The 15,507-nt window shown below is 58.2% G+C and carries 15 protein-coding genes and 1 pseudogene; 13 read left to right on the forward strand and 3 right to left on the reverse strand.

Annotation, left to right across the window (positions count from 1 at the left end):
- The first annotated feature begins 194 nt into the window (after positions 1–194).
- The 4 genes and pseudogenes from EZI54_RS05940 (at position 195) to EZI54_RS05955 (ending at position 4,013) form a co-directional block, all read left to right on the forward strand.
- Complete coding sequence (locus tag EZI54_RS05940) at positions 195–932, forward strand: transposase (protein WP_242674357.1); 738 nt, start codon at positions 195–197, stop codon at positions 930–932.
- A pseudogene (locus tag EZI54_RS05945) lies at positions 884–1,141 on the forward strand (ectoine/hydroxyectoine ABC transporter ATP-binding protein EhuA); the annotation flags it as partial. The gene EZI54_RS05940 and the pseudogene EZI54_RS05945, both read left to right, overlap by 49 nt.
- 91 nt (positions 1,142–1,232) lie before the next feature.
- Positions 1,233–2,162, forward strand: a complete 930-nt coding sequence (locus EZI54_RS05950; RefSeq protein ID WP_131480030.1) for an ornithine cyclodeaminase family protein — start codon at positions 1,233–1,235, stop codon at positions 2,160–2,162.
- A gap of 267 nt (positions 2,163–2,429) precedes the next feature.
- Complete coding sequence (locus EZI54_RS05955) at positions 2,430–4,013, forward strand: sensor domain-containing diguanylate cyclase (RefSeq protein ID WP_131480032.1); 1,584 nt, start codon at positions 2,430–2,432, stop codon at positions 4,011–4,013.
- A gap of 129 nt (positions 4,014–4,142) precedes the next feature.
- Here the strand turns inward: EZI54_RS05955 and EZI54_RS05960 are convergent, their stop codons facing one another.
- The gene (locus EZI54_RS05960) at positions 4,143–4,568 is read right to left on the reverse strand and encodes a GFA family protein (RefSeq protein ID WP_131480034.1); all 426 of its coding nucleotides are present in this window, start codon (positions 4,566–4,568) and stop codon (positions 4,143–4,145) included.
- A 181-nt stretch (positions 4,569–4,749) separates the two neighbouring features.
- Entirely contained in the window at positions 4,750–5,166 is a 417-nt protein-coding gene (locus tag EZI54_RS05965) for a globin family protein (protein ID WP_131480036.1), read from the reverse strand.
- 386 nt (positions 5,167–5,552) lie between these two features.
- Between EZI54_RS05965 and EZI54_RS05970 the strand changes: the two genes are divergently transcribed.
- From EZI54_RS05970 to EZI54_RS24375, 9 genes are all read left to right on the forward strand, one after another.
- Entirely contained in the window at positions 5,553–6,329 is a 777-nt protein-coding gene (locus EZI54_RS05970) for an ABC transporter substrate-binding protein (RefSeq protein WP_131480038.1), read from the forward strand.
- Positions 6,330–6,374: 45 nt separating this feature from the next.
- A complete protein-coding gene (locus EZI54_RS05975; RefSeq protein ID WP_131480040.1) occupies positions 6,375–6,596 on the forward strand; it encodes a hypothetical protein in 222 nt (73 codons plus the stop codon).
- Positions 6,593–8,476, forward strand: coding sequence for a sensor histidine kinase (locus EZI54_RS05980; RefSeq protein WP_131480042.1), 1,884 nt, complete (start codon positions 6,593–6,595; stop codon positions 8,474–8,476). The genes EZI54_RS05975 and EZI54_RS05980 overlap by 4 nt, the downstream gene beginning before the upstream one ends.
- A 34-nt stretch (positions 8,477–8,510) precedes the next feature.
- Positions 8,511–8,945, forward strand: a complete 435-nt coding sequence (locus EZI54_RS05985; protein ID WP_131480044.1) for a response regulator — start codon at positions 8,511–8,513, stop codon at positions 8,943–8,945.
- Positions 8,946–8,971: 26 nt separating this feature from the next.
- Positions 8,972–10,279, forward strand: a complete 1,308-nt coding sequence (locus tag EZI54_RS05990; protein WP_131480046.1) for a GGDEF domain-containing response regulator — start codon at positions 8,972–8,974, stop codon at positions 10,277–10,279.
- Between the two features lie 388 nt (positions 10,280–10,667).
- Positions 10,668–10,901 carry a helix-turn-helix domain-containing protein gene (locus EZI54_RS06000; RefSeq protein WP_242674358.1) on the forward strand — a complete coding sequence of 78 codons (234 nt, stop codon included), beginning with the start codon at positions 10,668–10,670 and terminating at the stop codon, positions 10,899–10,901.
- A complete protein-coding gene (locus tag EZI54_RS06005; protein ID WP_131480048.1) occupies positions 10,898–12,220 on the forward strand; it encodes a HipA domain-containing protein in 1,323 nt (440 codons plus the stop codon). Before EZI54_RS06000 ends, EZI54_RS06005 begins: the two co-directional genes overlap by 4 nt.
- 7 nt (positions 12,221–12,227) lie before the next feature.
- Positions 12,228–14,021 (forward strand): DNA repair helicase RadD, encoded by a 1,794-nt coding sequence (radD, locus tag EZI54_RS06010; protein WP_131480050.1) that lies wholly within the window; start codon positions 12,228–12,230, stop codon positions 14,019–14,021.
- Positions 14,022–14,275: 254 nt separating this feature from the next.
- Positions 14,276–14,437, forward strand: a complete 162-nt coding sequence (locus EZI54_RS24375; RefSeq protein ID WP_165495687.1) for a hypothetical protein — start codon at positions 14,276–14,278, stop codon at positions 14,435–14,437.
- A gap of 275 nt (positions 14,438–14,712) precedes the next feature.
- Here EZI54_RS24375 and EZI54_RS06015 read toward each other — a convergent pair whose 3' ends face one another.
- Positions 14,713–15,453: an NYN domain-containing protein gene (locus EZI54_RS06015; protein WP_131480052.1), complete on the reverse strand. Its 741-nt coding sequence runs from the start codon at positions 15,451–15,453 to the stop codon at positions 14,713–14,715.
- Positions 15,454–15,507 lie beyond the last annotated feature (54 nt).

Genomic DNA, 15,507 nt, shown 5'->3' on the forward strand with positions numbered 1-15,507 from the left:
CGGGTCTTGCGCTTCTTGATCTGGTATTCGGCTTCGGAGAAGGTGATCTGATCCATGGCAACAATGAATTCTTTGCGGTTGACGAAGGCCGTATTATCGCTGATTTCGAGACTTATTCAGAGTCTCCTTAGAATCCCACTCTCACGAGTGAGTCAATGGATTGGCTCAGCCAGACAAACAAATGGACTTGACCCATGCCACGCAAGACACGGATGTATCTGCCGGGAATTCCCGTCCATGTGGTCCAGCGCGGCCATAACCGGGATGCCTGCTTCTTTGCGGAAAAGGACTTTCGCTACTATCGCCAGGTGTTAGGAGAAGGTATGAAGCGCTACGGCGCGAAGCTCCACGCCTATTGCCTGATGACCAACCACGTTCACCTGCTGATCACGCCGGACGAGACCGATAGCATTTCTCGGTTGATGCAGCATGTCGGTCGCCAATACGTGCAGTACGTCAATAGGACTTACCGTCGTTCGGGCACGCTCTGGGAGGGCCGGCACAAAGGTGCCCTTGTCGATGCCGAACACTACCTGCTGAGCTGTTATCGCTATATCGAACTGAATCCGGTTTCGGCGTGTATGGTGGAGCGGCCAGAGGAATACCCGTGGAGCAGCTATCGCTTCAATGCGCTGTTGGAGCCGGATAACCTGATCTCGCCGCACCCGCTGTTTGAGTCGTTGGCGAATGATAAATTCGAGCGCGCGTCCGTTTACCAAGACCTCTTTCGCTACCACTTGCCTGAAAAGACCCGTAACGATATCGCTGCGAGTGTCTCGGCGAGTCGGATACTGGGCAGTGGTCGGTTTAAGGACCAGGTTGAAGCTGCAATCGGGCGTAAGGTTGGGCAGGTCGCAAAATTAAATCGATCTGACCCCCGGGCGATGAACCGACAAGTGCGCTCGATCCGGAACTGGTCGGTGACGTGCTGAAGGTTATCCAGCGACTGGCCGAAGAGCATGACCTGACAATGTTGCTGGTGACCCACGAAATGGACTTCGCCAGGCGAATTTCCGACCGGGTCTGCTTTTTCGATCAGGGCACGGTGTGCGAGGAAGGTAAGCCGGAAGACATATTCACCGCCCCCAGGAACGATCGGACCAAGGAATTTCTGCACGCGGTCCTGCATCCAAACGAGTGATCTTCAGGGCGAATACTTGTTGATCAACTATGCTTCGCTGGGGCCTGACAGGAAACCGTCAGCTCAAAATCAACAAGGAGGATCCCGGTTTATGTCCCTGCGCGTTATCCAATATGAAGCCGCTGTTGAGCGTTTGTCCTGGCGCGATGCCATTGATGCGCTGCGTGCGGGCCATCGGGCGGAAAAGGCCGACGTTGACGATATCTTCCTGGGGCCGGCTAAAGGCACGCTGCTGAACCGTGCAGCCTATCTTCCGGGGCAAGGCTATGGCGTGAAGGCGGTGACGGTCTTCGACGAGAATCCATCGCACGGGCTCGATACCGTACAAGGTGCGATGCTGGTCTTCGAACCGGAGCACGGCACTTTGCGCGCCATTATCGAGAGTCGCCTGGTTACGGAATACAAAACGGCGGGGGACTCCGTACTCGGCGCCCAGCTGCTGGCCCGCCCGGACAGTCGCCATCTGGTCATAGCCGGCGCCGGGACCCTGGCGCGCGGCCTCATTCGGGCCTACACCGCCGGCCTGCCGTCGCTGGAACGGATTTCGGTATGGGCGCGGCGTCCTGAACAGGCGCAGCAGCTCGCCGATGAGATGCGCGATCATTCGATCGAGGTCGTGACCGCTGCGGATCTCGAATCCGCCGTTGCCTCCGCCGATATCGTGACCACCGCCACCATGGCGCGCAACCCGATCCTGAAAGGCGCCTGGGTGCGTCCGGGCACGCATGTGGATCTGATTGGCGCCTATAAAGCCGACATGCGCGAAGCCGATGACGCGTTGATCGCTGACCATTCACTCTTCGTGGACAGCCGTGACACGACCATCGGCCATATCGGTGAACTCAAGATCCCCATCGCCAACGGTGTGATCACCGCCAACGACGTCAAAGGGGATTTGTATGACATGATTCATGGCGGCATCGGTCGTGAATCCGATCAGGAAGTGACCGTGTACAAGAACGGCGGTGGCGCCCACCTGGACACCATGATTGGGATGTATATTGCGAGCGTGATGGATTAAAAGCGGTGCAACGTTTTTCCCGGGAGCGTTATAAGCGATTTTGGTTGAGAGGGGCCGCTACCCTATGGCGCTGTGCCGCTACATCGTGCCGAGCTTCATTCTCGCCGCGATGGTTAGGGCGCGTAGAGTTTTCACAATGTGTTCACCAATTTTTACAGCGTTTTTCTCGATTTATTGCAGGATTGAGCCACACTTTACGTCTAGAGCGGACGTTCGTTAGGGACTGACAGCGCTCCAAGCTTCTCCCATAACGTGATTTACATAAGAATGCGCTCAGTCAAAACCTATTTGTTTCAGTTTTCGCTCGTGGCCAGCGTATTGATCGTGGCCATTTTTGGGGCTTATCGATATTGGGGCGAGTACCCCCGGGAATTGGCTGCCGTCGAGGCGCACCAAAAACGTGAACTGGAGAGTTTGAGACAGGCCCTCGACCAGGATAAGCAACGGCTCCTTGCCAACGTCCAGGACTGGGCGCACTGGGACGATACCTACGAGTTTGTCCAGGCTCCGGCATCCCACGAAAGTTACGTCAAAGGCAACATCGTTAAAGGCACGTTTCTCGTCTTCAATCTTGTCGGCATCGGATATTACGATAAAGATCTGAATAAAGTGCTCCAGTGGGGGTTCGATGTCGGGAACGAGCAGTTTGTCCCTTTTGAACAGGTCCTGCCCAGGGAGCTTTCAGAGCTTATTGGGACTGGAGAGGATGTCGATCCAGGGGGCTCCGTTACGGGATGGGTTCGAACAAACCAGGGTCCGGCCGAATTTGCCATTGAGCCTATTACGAACTCTGACGAGACCAGTGCGCCGGCGGGCTACCTCCTGTTCGCGCGTCTGGTTTCCCGGGATCAGTTGGATGCGTTACAGGCGATTACGCGACTGACGATTGATATGCGCCCTGTTGAACAGGGGGATGCCATTACGGCAATACCTCTTCTTGAAAATAAAGAGCTTGTGGAGGGGGTCCAGACAAAACGCCAACGGCTGCTAACCGACCCGAGCGGTGCGCCTGTTGCTGTGTTATCCATCGAACATGACCCCATAGCAATGCCCAAAGCCATCGGCCCAGCGCAGATATTCCTGCTTGGAGGGTTGCTGATGGTGCCGGTCCTGGTCCTGACGGTTACTGAACGGACGCTGGTGAGGCCGCTGCGCCGGAACGTATTGCGGATAGAGTCGATGGTACGCGATGAGACTCTTGAGCTATTACCGGAGGTGATACCGATTATTGAGCTGGAGCAGATTCGCGGTGCTTTCAATCGACTGGTGCGGCAGGCGCAGAATCAGCAGGCGCACCTGACGGAGCTCTCAATGACCGACGCCTTGACGGGGATCCCAAATCGTCGTTCGTTTGACTGGACGGCAAACGGTCGCTGGCGCCAGGCCATGAGGTTGAGGCAGCCCTTTTTGTTCGTGCTGATCGATCTGGACTATTTCAAGGGGTACAACGATGAAAAGGGGCACGCGGAGGGGGACAGGGCATTATGGAACATCGCCCAGATATTGATGAAGTTTTCCAGGCGTTCCGGTGATTTTTGCGCCCGCCTGGGAGGCGAAGAATTCGTCGCTGTCGTTTTGGGACTCTCAGAGAGCGATGCCCGCTCCTGGGTAGAAGAGTTGCGTTTGGCTATTGAACAACTCGGGATTTCGCATCCCCGCTCCCAAGTGAGTGCTGTATTGACCGTGAGCATGGGCGCTGTCTATATCGCTTCACCTGACGGAGATGATGTCATAACACCGCTGTCCGACATCATTCGACAGGCTGACCTTGCGCTTTATGTGGCAAAAAAAGAGGGACGAAATCGCATTACATTTCGGATCCTTGAGTTGGACAGTCTCGTCCACCAGTGATGATCAGGGCCGGACTGATCACAATGACATCGATCTGACCGCGGCGACTCATTGTGCCGGCCAGAAGCGGGCATGAATAAGCCTCTCTACCTTGTTTGCAACGGCGCGAAAATAGGCCGGTTTCGCCACTTACTCCGGCAGCGTTTCACCAGACCCGCCCATTTCGGCGGGCACATCCTTCATTTTTGGCAGCCCGTCCCGGATCGGCAGCACCGACTCCTGGTAATGCACATGCAGCGCCGGCTCAAACTTCAGGTCCGGAAGGTTGGCAACGTATACATCCACCAGCCCCCACTCCGGGTGATCGGTGAAAACATGCCCGCCGCATTGCTTACACCATTTGCGGTAGCTCTTCTCGGTAAGATGGAATTCACCAACCTGGTCGGCACCCGACAGGATCTGGAAGCTCTCGTTTGGCCAGAGTGAAAAGGCGTTCACCGGTCCTGCGGACCAACGGCGGCAGGAATCGCAGTGGCAATACCCCATGGCCGCTGGCGCCCCGGATACTTGAAATTTAACGGTTCCGCAGAAACAACTCCCCTGATACTGAGTCATGATCGTTCTCCCAACGCTAACCCCTTAACGTATAGCCTACCAAAGGGCGGCATACATACCAGTCGTTCTGGGAGTTATGTTCCTGAGCGTCGTGAAAACCGGGACCGATTTATTTTCCGGCCAGGTGCAGTGAGCTATCTGGCCTGGACATTCGGGAGGCATGTCCAGGGCGCCTATTTATTCAGCAGTGATCGTATCTGAACTTCATATACGTGATCCCGGGGCTGAGAACGAGCCGCCACGCCAGCTCGACGTCGTCATGGTATTCGGGGTCGTAGGCTTTGACGGTTTCAATGAGGCATTCCAGCCAGAGGTCATAGAGGTGGGGTTTGATGTCCAGTGCACGGGCGCTGTGAATGTAGGCGGTTCTTCGAAGTACATCGTCAATGGCGCCGCTGGCGTAAAAGGCGACCAGGCCGAAAAACGATTTTTTCAGCATACGGCGTTGCCTGTCCATATCGGTATTCTGGAACAGTCGACGTACTTCGGCGGACGATCCGAGAAATCGCTGGTAGAAGGCTTCAAAGAACTCGGTGTTATCAGGCGTAAACGCGAGGACGCGGTCAAAGCTCTCGTCAAAGATGTCTTCGAAAGTCATGGCCGCCTCCGCTGATCGGTAAGGTTCATGCTCTCTCCTTAAAGCATAGCAGTCCGGTGGTCCCAGAACGATGCGTTCGGATGACAATCGACACGCCTGGTTTCTATCCCTGAGGCCTGCCGCTTCGTCGTGCTGTACTGTGTCCGCGCCGCACTGGTTCGACCGGCTGCGCAATGGGGCCCTGGCCAGTTACCGCTTAACCCTGATCGTTGCGGGTGCCCTCCAACTGCCCGGAATTCCGTTACTTGCGACGATCTCTCAGCCTTCTATGCTAAAGGAATACATTGAAAGCAAGTCTCACGGCTCCTGTTGGATGTACGGTGTAACAGGAGTGTATCGGTGCCTATTCGCTTGCAGTCCAGCCCAATCCACCTGGAGAGCGCAAGATGAAAGGGAAAGCGAGCAGCCGGTTGATCACCTTTCTGGCCGTTGTCCTGTTTGGTACGGCGGCACTGTTTTACGGGGTTGACTGGAACGCCTCGTCTTCGCAGGAGCCGGCCGATCAGGCCGCGCCTCTGCGCATCAGCACCTACTATTGGCCGGGGATGTTCTGGATCGATATTGCCCGGACCAAGGGCTGGTTCGAAGAGGCGGGCTTGAACGCCGAGTTGGTGGATTACAACGACGATTACTACGCCAGCCTGGACGACCTGCGGGCTGGCGGCATCGATGCCGCCGACCTGTGGCTGTTTGACCTGGTCCGGCTCAATCAACAGGGGGCCAACCTGGTGCTGGTGTTGGCTGCCGATGAGTCCAACGGCTCGGAAGGCATTGCCAGCCGCGAAGGCATCACGGCTGTGGAGCAACTCGAAGGCCAGCGCATTGGTGTGCCCCTGGGCACGGCCCTGGTTTACGAACTGGACGTGATCCTGGCCCGATTCGGCGTCAGCCTCGAGGACGTCACCCTGGTGGATGTGGCGGCGGAAAAGGCTGCCGAGGTGCTGTCCCAGGACAGGGCCGATGCCGTGATGACCTGGGAGCCCTACCTTAGTGAAGCCGGTAGGGTGGGCCGGCGGCTGTACGACAGCTCCAAGCTGCCAGGCCTCATGGCGGCCGGGATAACGTTTCGCAAGTCTTTTGTGGATAGCCGGCCCCAGGATATCCAGAAGATGGTCGAGGTGTGGCACCGCGCTACCCGTTTCATCAAGGACCATCCCGAGTAGGCGTTCGGCATCATCGCTGAACGCTACGGGGTCTCCCGGGAAGAGGTGGCGGAATTTGCCGGGGACAACCGTATCCTCGACCTGCGGGACAACCTCAATGCCTTTACCTACGCCTCCGGCCTGCAGTCCCTGTTCGGCTCCACACGCAAGATCAACCGTTTTCTGCTGAAGCGTTCCGCGGAAGGCGCAACGGCGGTGGAAAGCGGCAATATACTGAATGGCGAGTTCGTGCGTGAACTGGCGCGGCAAGAGCAGGTGGATTTTTGAACCGGCTACCCTTCGGACAAAAACTGGTACTGATCACGGCGCTGGCCAGTGTCACCGCCTGGCTGCTGTTCGGCGGTGCGCTGTTCTACGTGAGCCAGCAAAGCATCGAGGAACAGGTCGCCGAGTTTGACACCAGCCTGGCAAAAGATCTGATGAGCAAGATCGATCGCAGTCTCTTTACGGCCTACCAGGGGATACAGGTCCTGTCCCAGGACGCCAAGCTCAAACAGCTTCTGCTGCAACCCGATGGCCAACGGAGCGAGCAGTCCGACTATGAACTTTCCGACCACCTGGAATACCTGAGCCTGCTGACCGGGCCCTGGCGTACCGTTACGGTGTTCGATCGCCGCGGACGGGTGGTGACGTCGAACATGCCTCTGCAAGCCCAGCAACAGCTGCTCAGCCACCCCGAACTCGAGGAGGCGTTGCGTGTGGCACGGGGCGGCGCCATCTACAGCTCCAACCTTCGCCTCGTGGGTCCCGATAACGCCCCCTCCCTGATTTTCGCGGCGCCCATCAAATCCCAGGCGGTCGAGGGTGCCGAAGTCCTCGGGGTGATCGTGGGCCAGTATGCCTGGACGGTGATCAACCAGATCCTGGACCGGGTGAATCCCAAACTCAGCGTGCAGGTGATCCGCGACGACGGCACGGTGATCGCCACCCGCTCGCAGTCGAGCCAGCGCATCGGCAACCAGGCGCCGGCCTGGGCTCGGGCCACCGCATTGGACAACGGCGTCACCGCGCTGGAGACCTCACAACACAGCGACGGCCTGCAGATCGTGGCACGCCAGAATGGCTACCTGAGCTACGAAGGCAAACAGTGGCTGTTGGCGCTTCAGGTGCCCCGATCCGTTACCATGGCGCCGGTGCAGGCCCTGCTGGGTAAGCTGTCGTTGGTGGCGCTGGGCGGGATCGTGGCGCTTTGCGCCGTGCTGTACCTGGCCAGCGCATACCTCACCCGGCCGATCAAAGCCCTCAGCCGGGCCGTGGAATCGTTCTCCGGGGGTGACATCAGCAGCCGCGCCCCGATCACCAGCAACGACGAGCTGGCCGACCTGGGGCGCACCTTCAATCACATGGCCGAGGACATCGGCTTCTACATTGAAGAGCTCCGGGAGAACAACCGCGAGGTGCGGGCCTTCGCCTACATGGTCTCTCACGACTTGCGCAGCCCCCTGGTCAACCTGCAGGGCTTCTCGTCGGAGATCGCCTACTCCCTGGAGGAATTGCAACCGCTGCTGGAGCCGGCGCTTACCCAACTGCCCGACAACGACCGCCGCGAGGCCGATGAGATCGTCAAGCGCGACATCCCCGAGGCCCTCCAGTTCATCCGCAGTTCGGTCACCCGGATGGACAGCCAGATTCAGGCGGTGCTGACACTCTCGCGCATGGGGCGCCGGGAAATGAACTGGGAAGAGGTGGACACCCAGGCCCTGGTCTCCAACGTGCTCGAATCGCTACAGCATCAACTGGAAGCCAAGGACACCGAAGTCACCGTGGACCGGTTGCCGGTCGTGGAAGCGGATGCCATGGCCCTGGAGCAGATCTTCGGAAACCTGGTCGATAACGCCGTCAAGTACCTCGACGCGTCACCCGGGCACATCGAGATCTGGTGCACCCAGGAGCGGGACAAGGTGACATTCCATATCCGCGACAACGGCCCCGGTATCGACCCGGCCAACGTGCCCAAGGTCTTTGAACTGTTCCGGCGTGTCGGCAACACCGAGGTGGCCGGCGAGGGGATGGGGCTGGCCTACGTGAAGACCCTGGTACGCCGGCACGGCGGGCGCATCCAGTGCAAGTCGCAGTTGGGTGAGGGCACCCATTTCAGCTTCAGCCTGGCCAGGCGGCCGAGCGCCCTGGTCCGTAAATTTGAATAACCCCGCGGCAAGGCCCGGGAACAGGAGCCGAACCATGAACGCATTGACGATTGCCATCGTAGAGGACGATGAGGGCCACGCCCGGCTGATCGAGAAGAACCTGCGCCGCGGAGGGTTTGCCAACCCCACCGAACGATACCCCAACGGCCGCGTATTCTGGGACTATCTGACCACCGTTGCTTCCCAACCCTCGCAGTACCTGGTGCTACTGGATCTGAACATGCCGGAACTGGACGGTTATGAGGTGCTCAAGCGCATGAAGTCGGACCCCCGCTTTCACCGCATTCCCGTGATCATCCTGACCACCACGGACGATTCGCGTGAGATCGAACGCTGCTATGAGGCCGGCTGCAACGTCTACATCACCAAACCGGTGGAATACGAACGCTTCTCCGAGGCGGTACGCGAACTGGGGCTGCTGCTCAACGTGATGGCAGTACCGGAAAACAGGCCCGATACGGGCCAGTAGTATTACTGACGGTGATTCAAGACCCCATGCAAGATTTCAAGGCAAGCATCCTCTACATCGAAGACGACGAAGGGCTGGCCCGGCTGCTGGAGCGCCGCCTGCGTCGGCAGGGCTATAGCCTCGAGTGGGTCACCAACGGCCAGGCCGGTCTGGAGCGGATAGAGGAACAGGCGTACGACGTTGCCGCCATCGACTACGAACTGCCTGGCATGAATGGCCTGACCATCCTGGAACGCATGCAGGTGATGCCGAATGCCCCGCCGGCAGTGATGATCTCGGGGGCCGGCGACATGCAAACCGCCATCTCGGCCATGAAGATGGGGGCGGCCGATTACGTGGTCAAGACCGTGGACGGCAACTACCTGGACCTGCTGCCCGGCATCATCGACCGCATTCTGGACAATCGCCGTCTGCAACAACAGGCCCAGGCCATCCAGAGGGAACTGGAGGAAGAGCGCAACCTGGCCGCGGCCGTGTTCCATACCTCCGCCGATCCCATGCTTATCATCGATGCGCAGACCCATATCAGCCGCTGCAACGGCGCCTTCGAAGCCCTTTTCGGCTACACCCCGGATGAGATGGTCGGCCGCCCGTTGGATGCCATCGCCTCGGAACATCACGACGCGGCCTTCTTCGAGGCCCTCTGGCAGGCCGTTGCCCGGAAAGGCTACTGGCGAGGCCCCCTGTGGACACGCCACAAGGACGGCTCCCTGTTGGCCGAACAGATGACCGTGTCTGCCATTACCGGCGCGTCCGGCCAGGTGGGCCACTATGTGGCGGTCTACTCGGATATGACCGAGCAGATGCGCCGGGAAGAGCGGGTTCGCCACCAGGCCTATCACGACGTGCTCACCGGCCTGGCCAACCGCCACTTGTTGATGGACCGGCTCAAGCAGGCCATCGAGGCGGCCAAACGCGACGATCAAGGGTTCGCCCTGATGTTCATCGACCTGGACGGCTTCAAGCCGGTGAACGACAACTACGGTCATCGCACCGGCGATGAAGTGCTCAAGGCCCTGACCCGGCGACTGACGGAGCGCTGTCGCTGCAGCGATACCGTGGCCCGCTACGGGGGCGACGAATTTGTCGTACTGCTCCGCAATACCGTCGACCGCGACATCGCCGCCGCCCTGGCCCGGGAATTTATCGACCGGCTGGGCCAGCCGGTTTCCGTAGTGGGTACGGAACACCAGGTTGGCGCCAGTCTCGGCATCGCCTTCTTTCCGGAAAGCGCCCAGAACGCCACTGACCTGCTCAAGGCGGCGGATGAAGCCATGTACCGGGCCAAGGACGCCGGCAAGGCCTGCTTCCGCTTCGCTACGCCAGGTCCATGAACGGGGTAGCGGCCACTTCCCGGCAATGGCCGTCCGGATCCCGGAAATAGCCCGAGTAGCCGCCCCAGAACACCTCCTGCGCCGGCTTGACGGGTCCGGCGTCGGGCCATCTTGCGGTTTGCCCCCGCCTTGCCATTTTTATCGGATAGAGAAGAAAATAAATCTGTTCCGGTTTTAAAGAATATGCGATCGGGTATCGTTTAGTGTGAGCGCGGCTCCATTGTATTAAAAATATCTGATCGCATATAGAATTGACAAACGACCACCTTTAACCGAAGAATATATCAGTTCTAATATTTTTTGGGTTGCTGCTGTGAAGGTAAATATTTCAAGTGTTAAAGAAGCTGGCATGCTTGTCCGCGCCGTCCGTAAGAGTGAACGAGTCCGAATGGATGACTTGGCCGGAGCCGCCGGGGTTGGCTATGTCTTTGTCAGTGAGGCCGAACGTGGAAAAGAGACGATTCAGTTCGGTCGATTCCTCCGGCTCCTGGATGAACTCGGCATTCGGATGGAGTTCGATGTGCCCGAATCGGCCATGCCAATCTACCGCAAGCTGCAAGAAAAAGGTCGGAAGGCGTCGTCCATAGAAGATAAAGGGCCGGCCAGCAGGTCCGGTATATGAGACAGCTGAACGTTTTCTTTAATACGTTCCTGGTGGGCATCCTGAAGGAGGAAAACGACCTTTGGCAGTTTCAATATACAGAGGAATGGTGCGACCACTCCGACGCATTTGATCTCTCTCCGGCTCTCCAGAGGCCCCAGGGTCTCATTCGGGATGGTGCTTCGGATCGGCCGGTCCAGTGGTATTTTGATAATCTCCTGCCCGAAGAAAGGCTTCGGGACATCGTGGCGAAGGAAGCCAATATCCCCTGGGAAGATTCGTTTGGCCTATTGGCACACTACGGTGCTGAATCCGCCGGGGCTTTGGTTTTCTTACCGCCGGATGTGGATAACGCCCTGCCAACCGGCAAAAAACTGTTGACCTACGAGGCGCTCAGTCAGCGCATTCGATCCTTGCCCCAGACTTCGCTTCAGAAGGATTCACCCAAGCGGATGTCGTTGGCGGGTGCGCAGCACAAGATGCTCGTCATTGTCGAGGGTGAGGCTATCTATGAGCCGGAGGCGGGGACGCCTTCGACTCACATTCTCAAACCCGATCATCCGGATCAGGACGGGTACCCTGCCTCCGTCTTGAATGAGTATTTTACGATGCGTCTGGCGGGGGCGTTGGGCCTTGATGTGCCTCCCGTTAAACTGCTTTGTGTGCCGGAGCCGGTATATATTGTCGAGCGCTTTGACCGGCGGAGGGGGGCGCAAGCATCCACACAACGGGTTCACGTCATCGATACGTGCCAACTCCTGAACCGCGCTCGCAGCTTCAAGTACAGTGGTGCGAATATCGAATCCCTGACGCGCTCGATATCGCAGTGCCGCTCGAAAATTGCTGCGCGGCGGGATGTGTTCCGGTGGCTCGTTTTCAACGTGTTAACCGGCAACAGCGATAACCACCTCAAGAATCTCTCCTATATCGTGGATCAGGAAGGTATCGGGCTTGCCCCTGGGTATGACCTGCTGGCTACGGCTGTGTATGACACGCCATCGATCGCCGACAACCGGGCCCAATGGCCCAATACCGAGCTCGCACTTCATGTCAGCGCCGCTCACCGCACGTTCGGACAAGTGACGCGTGAGGATGTGTTGAGCGCGGGCGAGACGATGGGGTTAGCCCGGAAAACGGTCGAGAGAGAACTGGATCGGCAACTGGATGCTGTTTTACCCAGCGCAGATCGATTATTGGAGGAGATCGAAGCTGAATATAGGCACTTGGCAACACAGTCGCCGGATCCAGAGATCGCTCGTCGGCACTGGGGCATACAGGAAAAAGTTCTGCGCAGTATCCGTCACATCATTATCAAGGACATGCACGAGCGGTTAAGTTGAACCATTCATGAACGCTCCCTTTAAGCTGCGGCCCTACCAACAGGAAGCGGTCGACGCCACGTTGCGGCATTTCCGCCAGTCCGATGAGTCGGCCGTGATTGTGTTGCCAACCGGTGCCGGTAAGAGCCTGGTCATTGCTGAGCTGGCCCGCCTGGCCAAACGCAAGATCCTAGTGCTGACCCACGTCAAAGAGTTGGTGGAGCAGAATCACGCCAAATACCAGAGCTATGGGTTAACGGGCGGCATCTTTTCCGCCGGGCTGAAACGCAAGGAGAGCCGGCATCAGGTGACCTTTGCCAGTGTGCAGTCCGTCGCGGCGAACCTGGATCGGTTCCGGGGCGAATACTCGTTGATCATCATCGATGAATGCCATCGGGTCAGCGGTGACGACACCAGCCAGTATCAACGGATCATCGAGCTGCTGCGGCAGCAGAATGATGCCCTCAAGGTGCTCGGACTCACCGCCACCCCCTATCGCCTGGCCATGGGCTGGATCTACCGCTATCACTACCGGGGCTTTGTCCGCGGAGGCGAGGATAAGCCGTTCCAGCATTGCATCTACGAGCTGCCGCTGCGCTACATGATCAATCGGGGCTACCTCACCAGGCCTGAGCTGGTGAACGCGGCGGTGGCGCAGTACGATTTCTCCGCGCTGCCACAGGACCGCTTTGGCGAATACGCCGAGAAGGACGTCAACCAGCTGCTTCGCAAACATCGGCGTGTGACCCGGGCCATTATTGAACAGGTGGTGGAACTGGCCGGGGAGCGCAAGGGGGTGATGATCTTTGCGGCCACGGTCGATCATGCGCGGGAAATCACCGGCTACCTGCCGGCACACCAGACCGCCCTGGTTACCGGAGCGACCGATCTGTCTGAACGAGCGTCGCTGATCCAGCGTTTCAAGCAGCGCCAGTTGAAGTACCTGGTCAACGTGTCCGTACTCACCACGGGCTTTGATGCGCCCCATGTGGATTTGATCGCCATTCTTCGCCCGACCCAGTCCGTCAGCCTGTACCAGCAGATCGTGGGCCGTGGTCTGCGCCTGGATGACGGCAAGCAGGATTGTCTGGTGATTGATTACGCGGGCAACAACGTGAACCTGCATCACCCGGAAGTGGGGGAGCCGAAACCGAACCCCGACAGCGAGCCGGTGCAGGTCTTCTGCCCGGCCTGTGGGTTTGCCAATATCTTCTGGGGCAAAACAGACTGTGACGGCCATGTGGTCGAGCATTACGGCCGCCGCTGCCAGGGGCTGCTGGAACCTGCGGAAGCCGATGGACCGGCCGCGCCGAACGGGCGCCCGCAACAGTGCGACTACCGTTTCCGGTTCAAGGCGTGCCCCTACTGCGGTGGCGAGAACGACATTGTGGCCCGCAACTGCCAGCAGTGCCGGAAAGCCATCATCGACCCGGATGATCAGCTCCGGGATGCCCTGAAACTCAAGGATGCCATGGTGATCCGTTGTGCCGGGATCACGTTAAGCGCCTATAACGGCAACGCCGACAGCAAGAGTGAGAGCAAACTGAGGATCACCTATCACGGTGAAGACGGGGAGGAACTCAGCGAGTCGTTTGATTTGAGCAAGCCGTCCCAGCGCTACATCTTCAACAAACTGTTCGGGCGCCGGGTAGCCAACAGCCAGGCCCCGAGAGAGTTCAGCACGACGGGTGAGGTGCTTGAGAGCCAGGCCCTGTTGCCGGCACCGGATTTCGTCATTGCCCGTCATCAGAAGCGGTATTGGCAGGTGCAGGAGCGGATCTTTGATTATCAGGGGAGCTATCGGAAGGCGAATGAGGTGTAAGACCTGTAAAAGGTGAAGCTTGCAACAACAAGCTGCCTACGGCTGCTTGATTACAGGCGTAATCAGTGGGGCCAAGCGCATATTGATTGACCAACGTTGATCCGCTGCCCTGTTTGAAGCCGGTGACGGGCGACCGCCAATCATTGCGAACGACCCTCAACGAACGCCTCTCATTCCAAACAATTATTTCCTGCTTGGCATATGATGGATGTTCGACGTTGGTGAATAGGCCAACGATTAACCTGGAGTCCATGATGAGCAAGAAACCCGTAAGAGCGACGTTAACGAGTGCCATGATCGAGGAGCAGACGGCCGCTTTTTTGAAGTCCGGCGGGACGGTTGAGTATGTCGACAAGGGTAAGAGCGGGCGATTCGACGCTAAGGGATCAAAGCAGATTGATCTGAAGGCGAACTGATCATCGCGGGGCAGGTCGATTCAATGAACCGGGCCGGAGAATTAATGGGGCGGAACCTCATGCCTGCTGCCTGATGACCAGCCCTGTGTCCTAGTGTCCCGTTTGGTTAATTCGTTGACCTATTGCGCACCAGCAGTGCGCCCTTCGGGAGCGCCTGAACGCTTTGATAGCGGTGTTGCGGCAGCTCGATTTGGAACCACCAAACCTTCGCTACCGCGCCTTGCTCTCAAAGCGTTCAGGCGCTCAGTAGATCAGCGAATTAACCAGACGGGACACTAGGGGCTTTTGATATAAACGATGTTCTTGTCCCGGACGCTTATCTCGAACAGTTCACTGGCCCGGATGAGGTCACTCAGCTTTTTGTACCCGTAGTTCACCGGGGAGAAGGAGCTGTTGTTGGAAATGTACTGGCCCACCTTGCCGAGATGCGCCCAACCGTCGTCATCCGCTGTCTGTTCCACGGCGGTCCTGAGCGTCCGCACCAGGACGGAGTCGCCCCGGAGCTGGTTGCGCCCCCATTTGGTTTCCACGGTTGATTTGGGGATGCCGTCGACGTTGACGTGATCGGCTACCTCGCTGTCTTCGCGCAAATTTTCCGTGTAGATAAACTGCGAACAGGCGTTGACGAAAGGCATGGGTGTTTTGCGCTCACCGAAGCCAAACACAGGGAGTCCGGCCTCAAGGATGCGCATCACCAACGGCGTGAAATCGGAGTCGCTGGTCATCAATGCGAAGGCATCGACATTACCGCTGTAGAGCAGGTCCATGGCGTCGATGATCATTGAGGCGTCGGTGGCGTTCTTGCCGGACGTGTAGGCAAACTGCTGAACGGGCCGAATGGCGTTGGCGTGCAGCTTGTCGATCCAGCCACCCAGTTGCGGTCCATTCCAGTTTCCATGGGCATGACGCACATTCACAGCGCCATACTTGGCCAGCTCCTGAAGCACCCCTTCGATGGACTGGTGGCTGACGTTGTCACAGTCGATCAGGAGGGCGATTTTATAGTTATTGTTCATGGTTCCTGAGCTTTCCCTATCCCGGATGGTGTCAGTGCATGGTACCACGCGAGA

This window comes from Marinobacter halodurans (assembly GCF_004327985.1).
Taxonomy (GTDB): domain Bacteria; phylum Pseudomonadota; class Gammaproteobacteria; order Pseudomonadales; family Oleiphilaceae; genus Marinobacter_A; species Marinobacter_A halodurans.

Coding starts and splice junctions, on each gene's coding strand:
- EZI54_RS05970 (WP_131480038.1), top strand. CDS start 5,553: ATGAAAGGGAAAGCGAGCAGCCGGTTGATCACCTTTCTGGCCGTTGTC.
- EZI54_RS05955 (WP_131480032.1), top strand. CDS start 2,430: ATGCGCTCAGTCAAAACCTATTTGTTTCAGTTTTCGCTCGTGGCCAGC.
- EZI54_RS06005 (WP_131480048.1), top strand. CDS start 10,898: ATGAGACAGCTGAACGTTTTCTTTAATACGTTCCTGGTGGGCATCCTG.
- EZI54_RS05990 (WP_131480046.1), top strand. CDS start 8,972: ATGCAAGATTTCAAGGCAAGCATCCTCTACATCGAAGACGACGAAGGG.
- EZI54_RS05985 (WP_131480044.1), top strand. CDS start 8,511: ATGAACGCATTGACGATTGCCATCGTAGAGGACGATGAGGGCCACGCC.
- EZI54_RS05960 (WP_131480034.1), bottom strand. CDS start 4,568: ATGACTCAGTATCAGGGGAGTTGTTTCTGCGGAACCGTTAAATTTCAA.
- EZI54_RS06000 (WP_242674358.1), top strand. CDS start 10,668: ATGGATGACTTGGCCGGAGCCGCCGGGGTTGGCTATGTCTTTGTCAGT.
- EZI54_RS05940 (WP_242674357.1), top strand. CDS start 195: ATGCCACGCAAGACACGGATGTATCTGCCGGGAATTCCCGTCCATGTG.
- EZI54_RS06015 (WP_131480052.1), bottom strand. CDS start 15,453: ATGAACAATAACTATAAAATCGCCCTCCTGATCGACTGTGACAACGTC.
- radD (WP_131480050.1), top strand. CDS start 12,228: ATGAACGCTCCCTTTAAGCTGCGGCCCTACCAACAGGAAGCGGTCGAC.
- EZI54_RS05965 (WP_131480036.1), bottom strand. CDS start 5,166: ATGACTTTCGAAGACATCTTTGACGAGAGCTTTGACCGCGTCCTCGCG.
- EZI54_RS24375 (WP_165495687.1), top strand. CDS start 14,276: ATGAGCAAGAAACCCGTAAGAGCGACGTTAACGAGTGCCATGATCGAG.
- EZI54_RS05950 (WP_131480030.1), top strand. CDS start 1,233: ATGTCCCTGCGCGTTATCCAATATGAAGCCGCTGTTGAGCGTTTGTCC.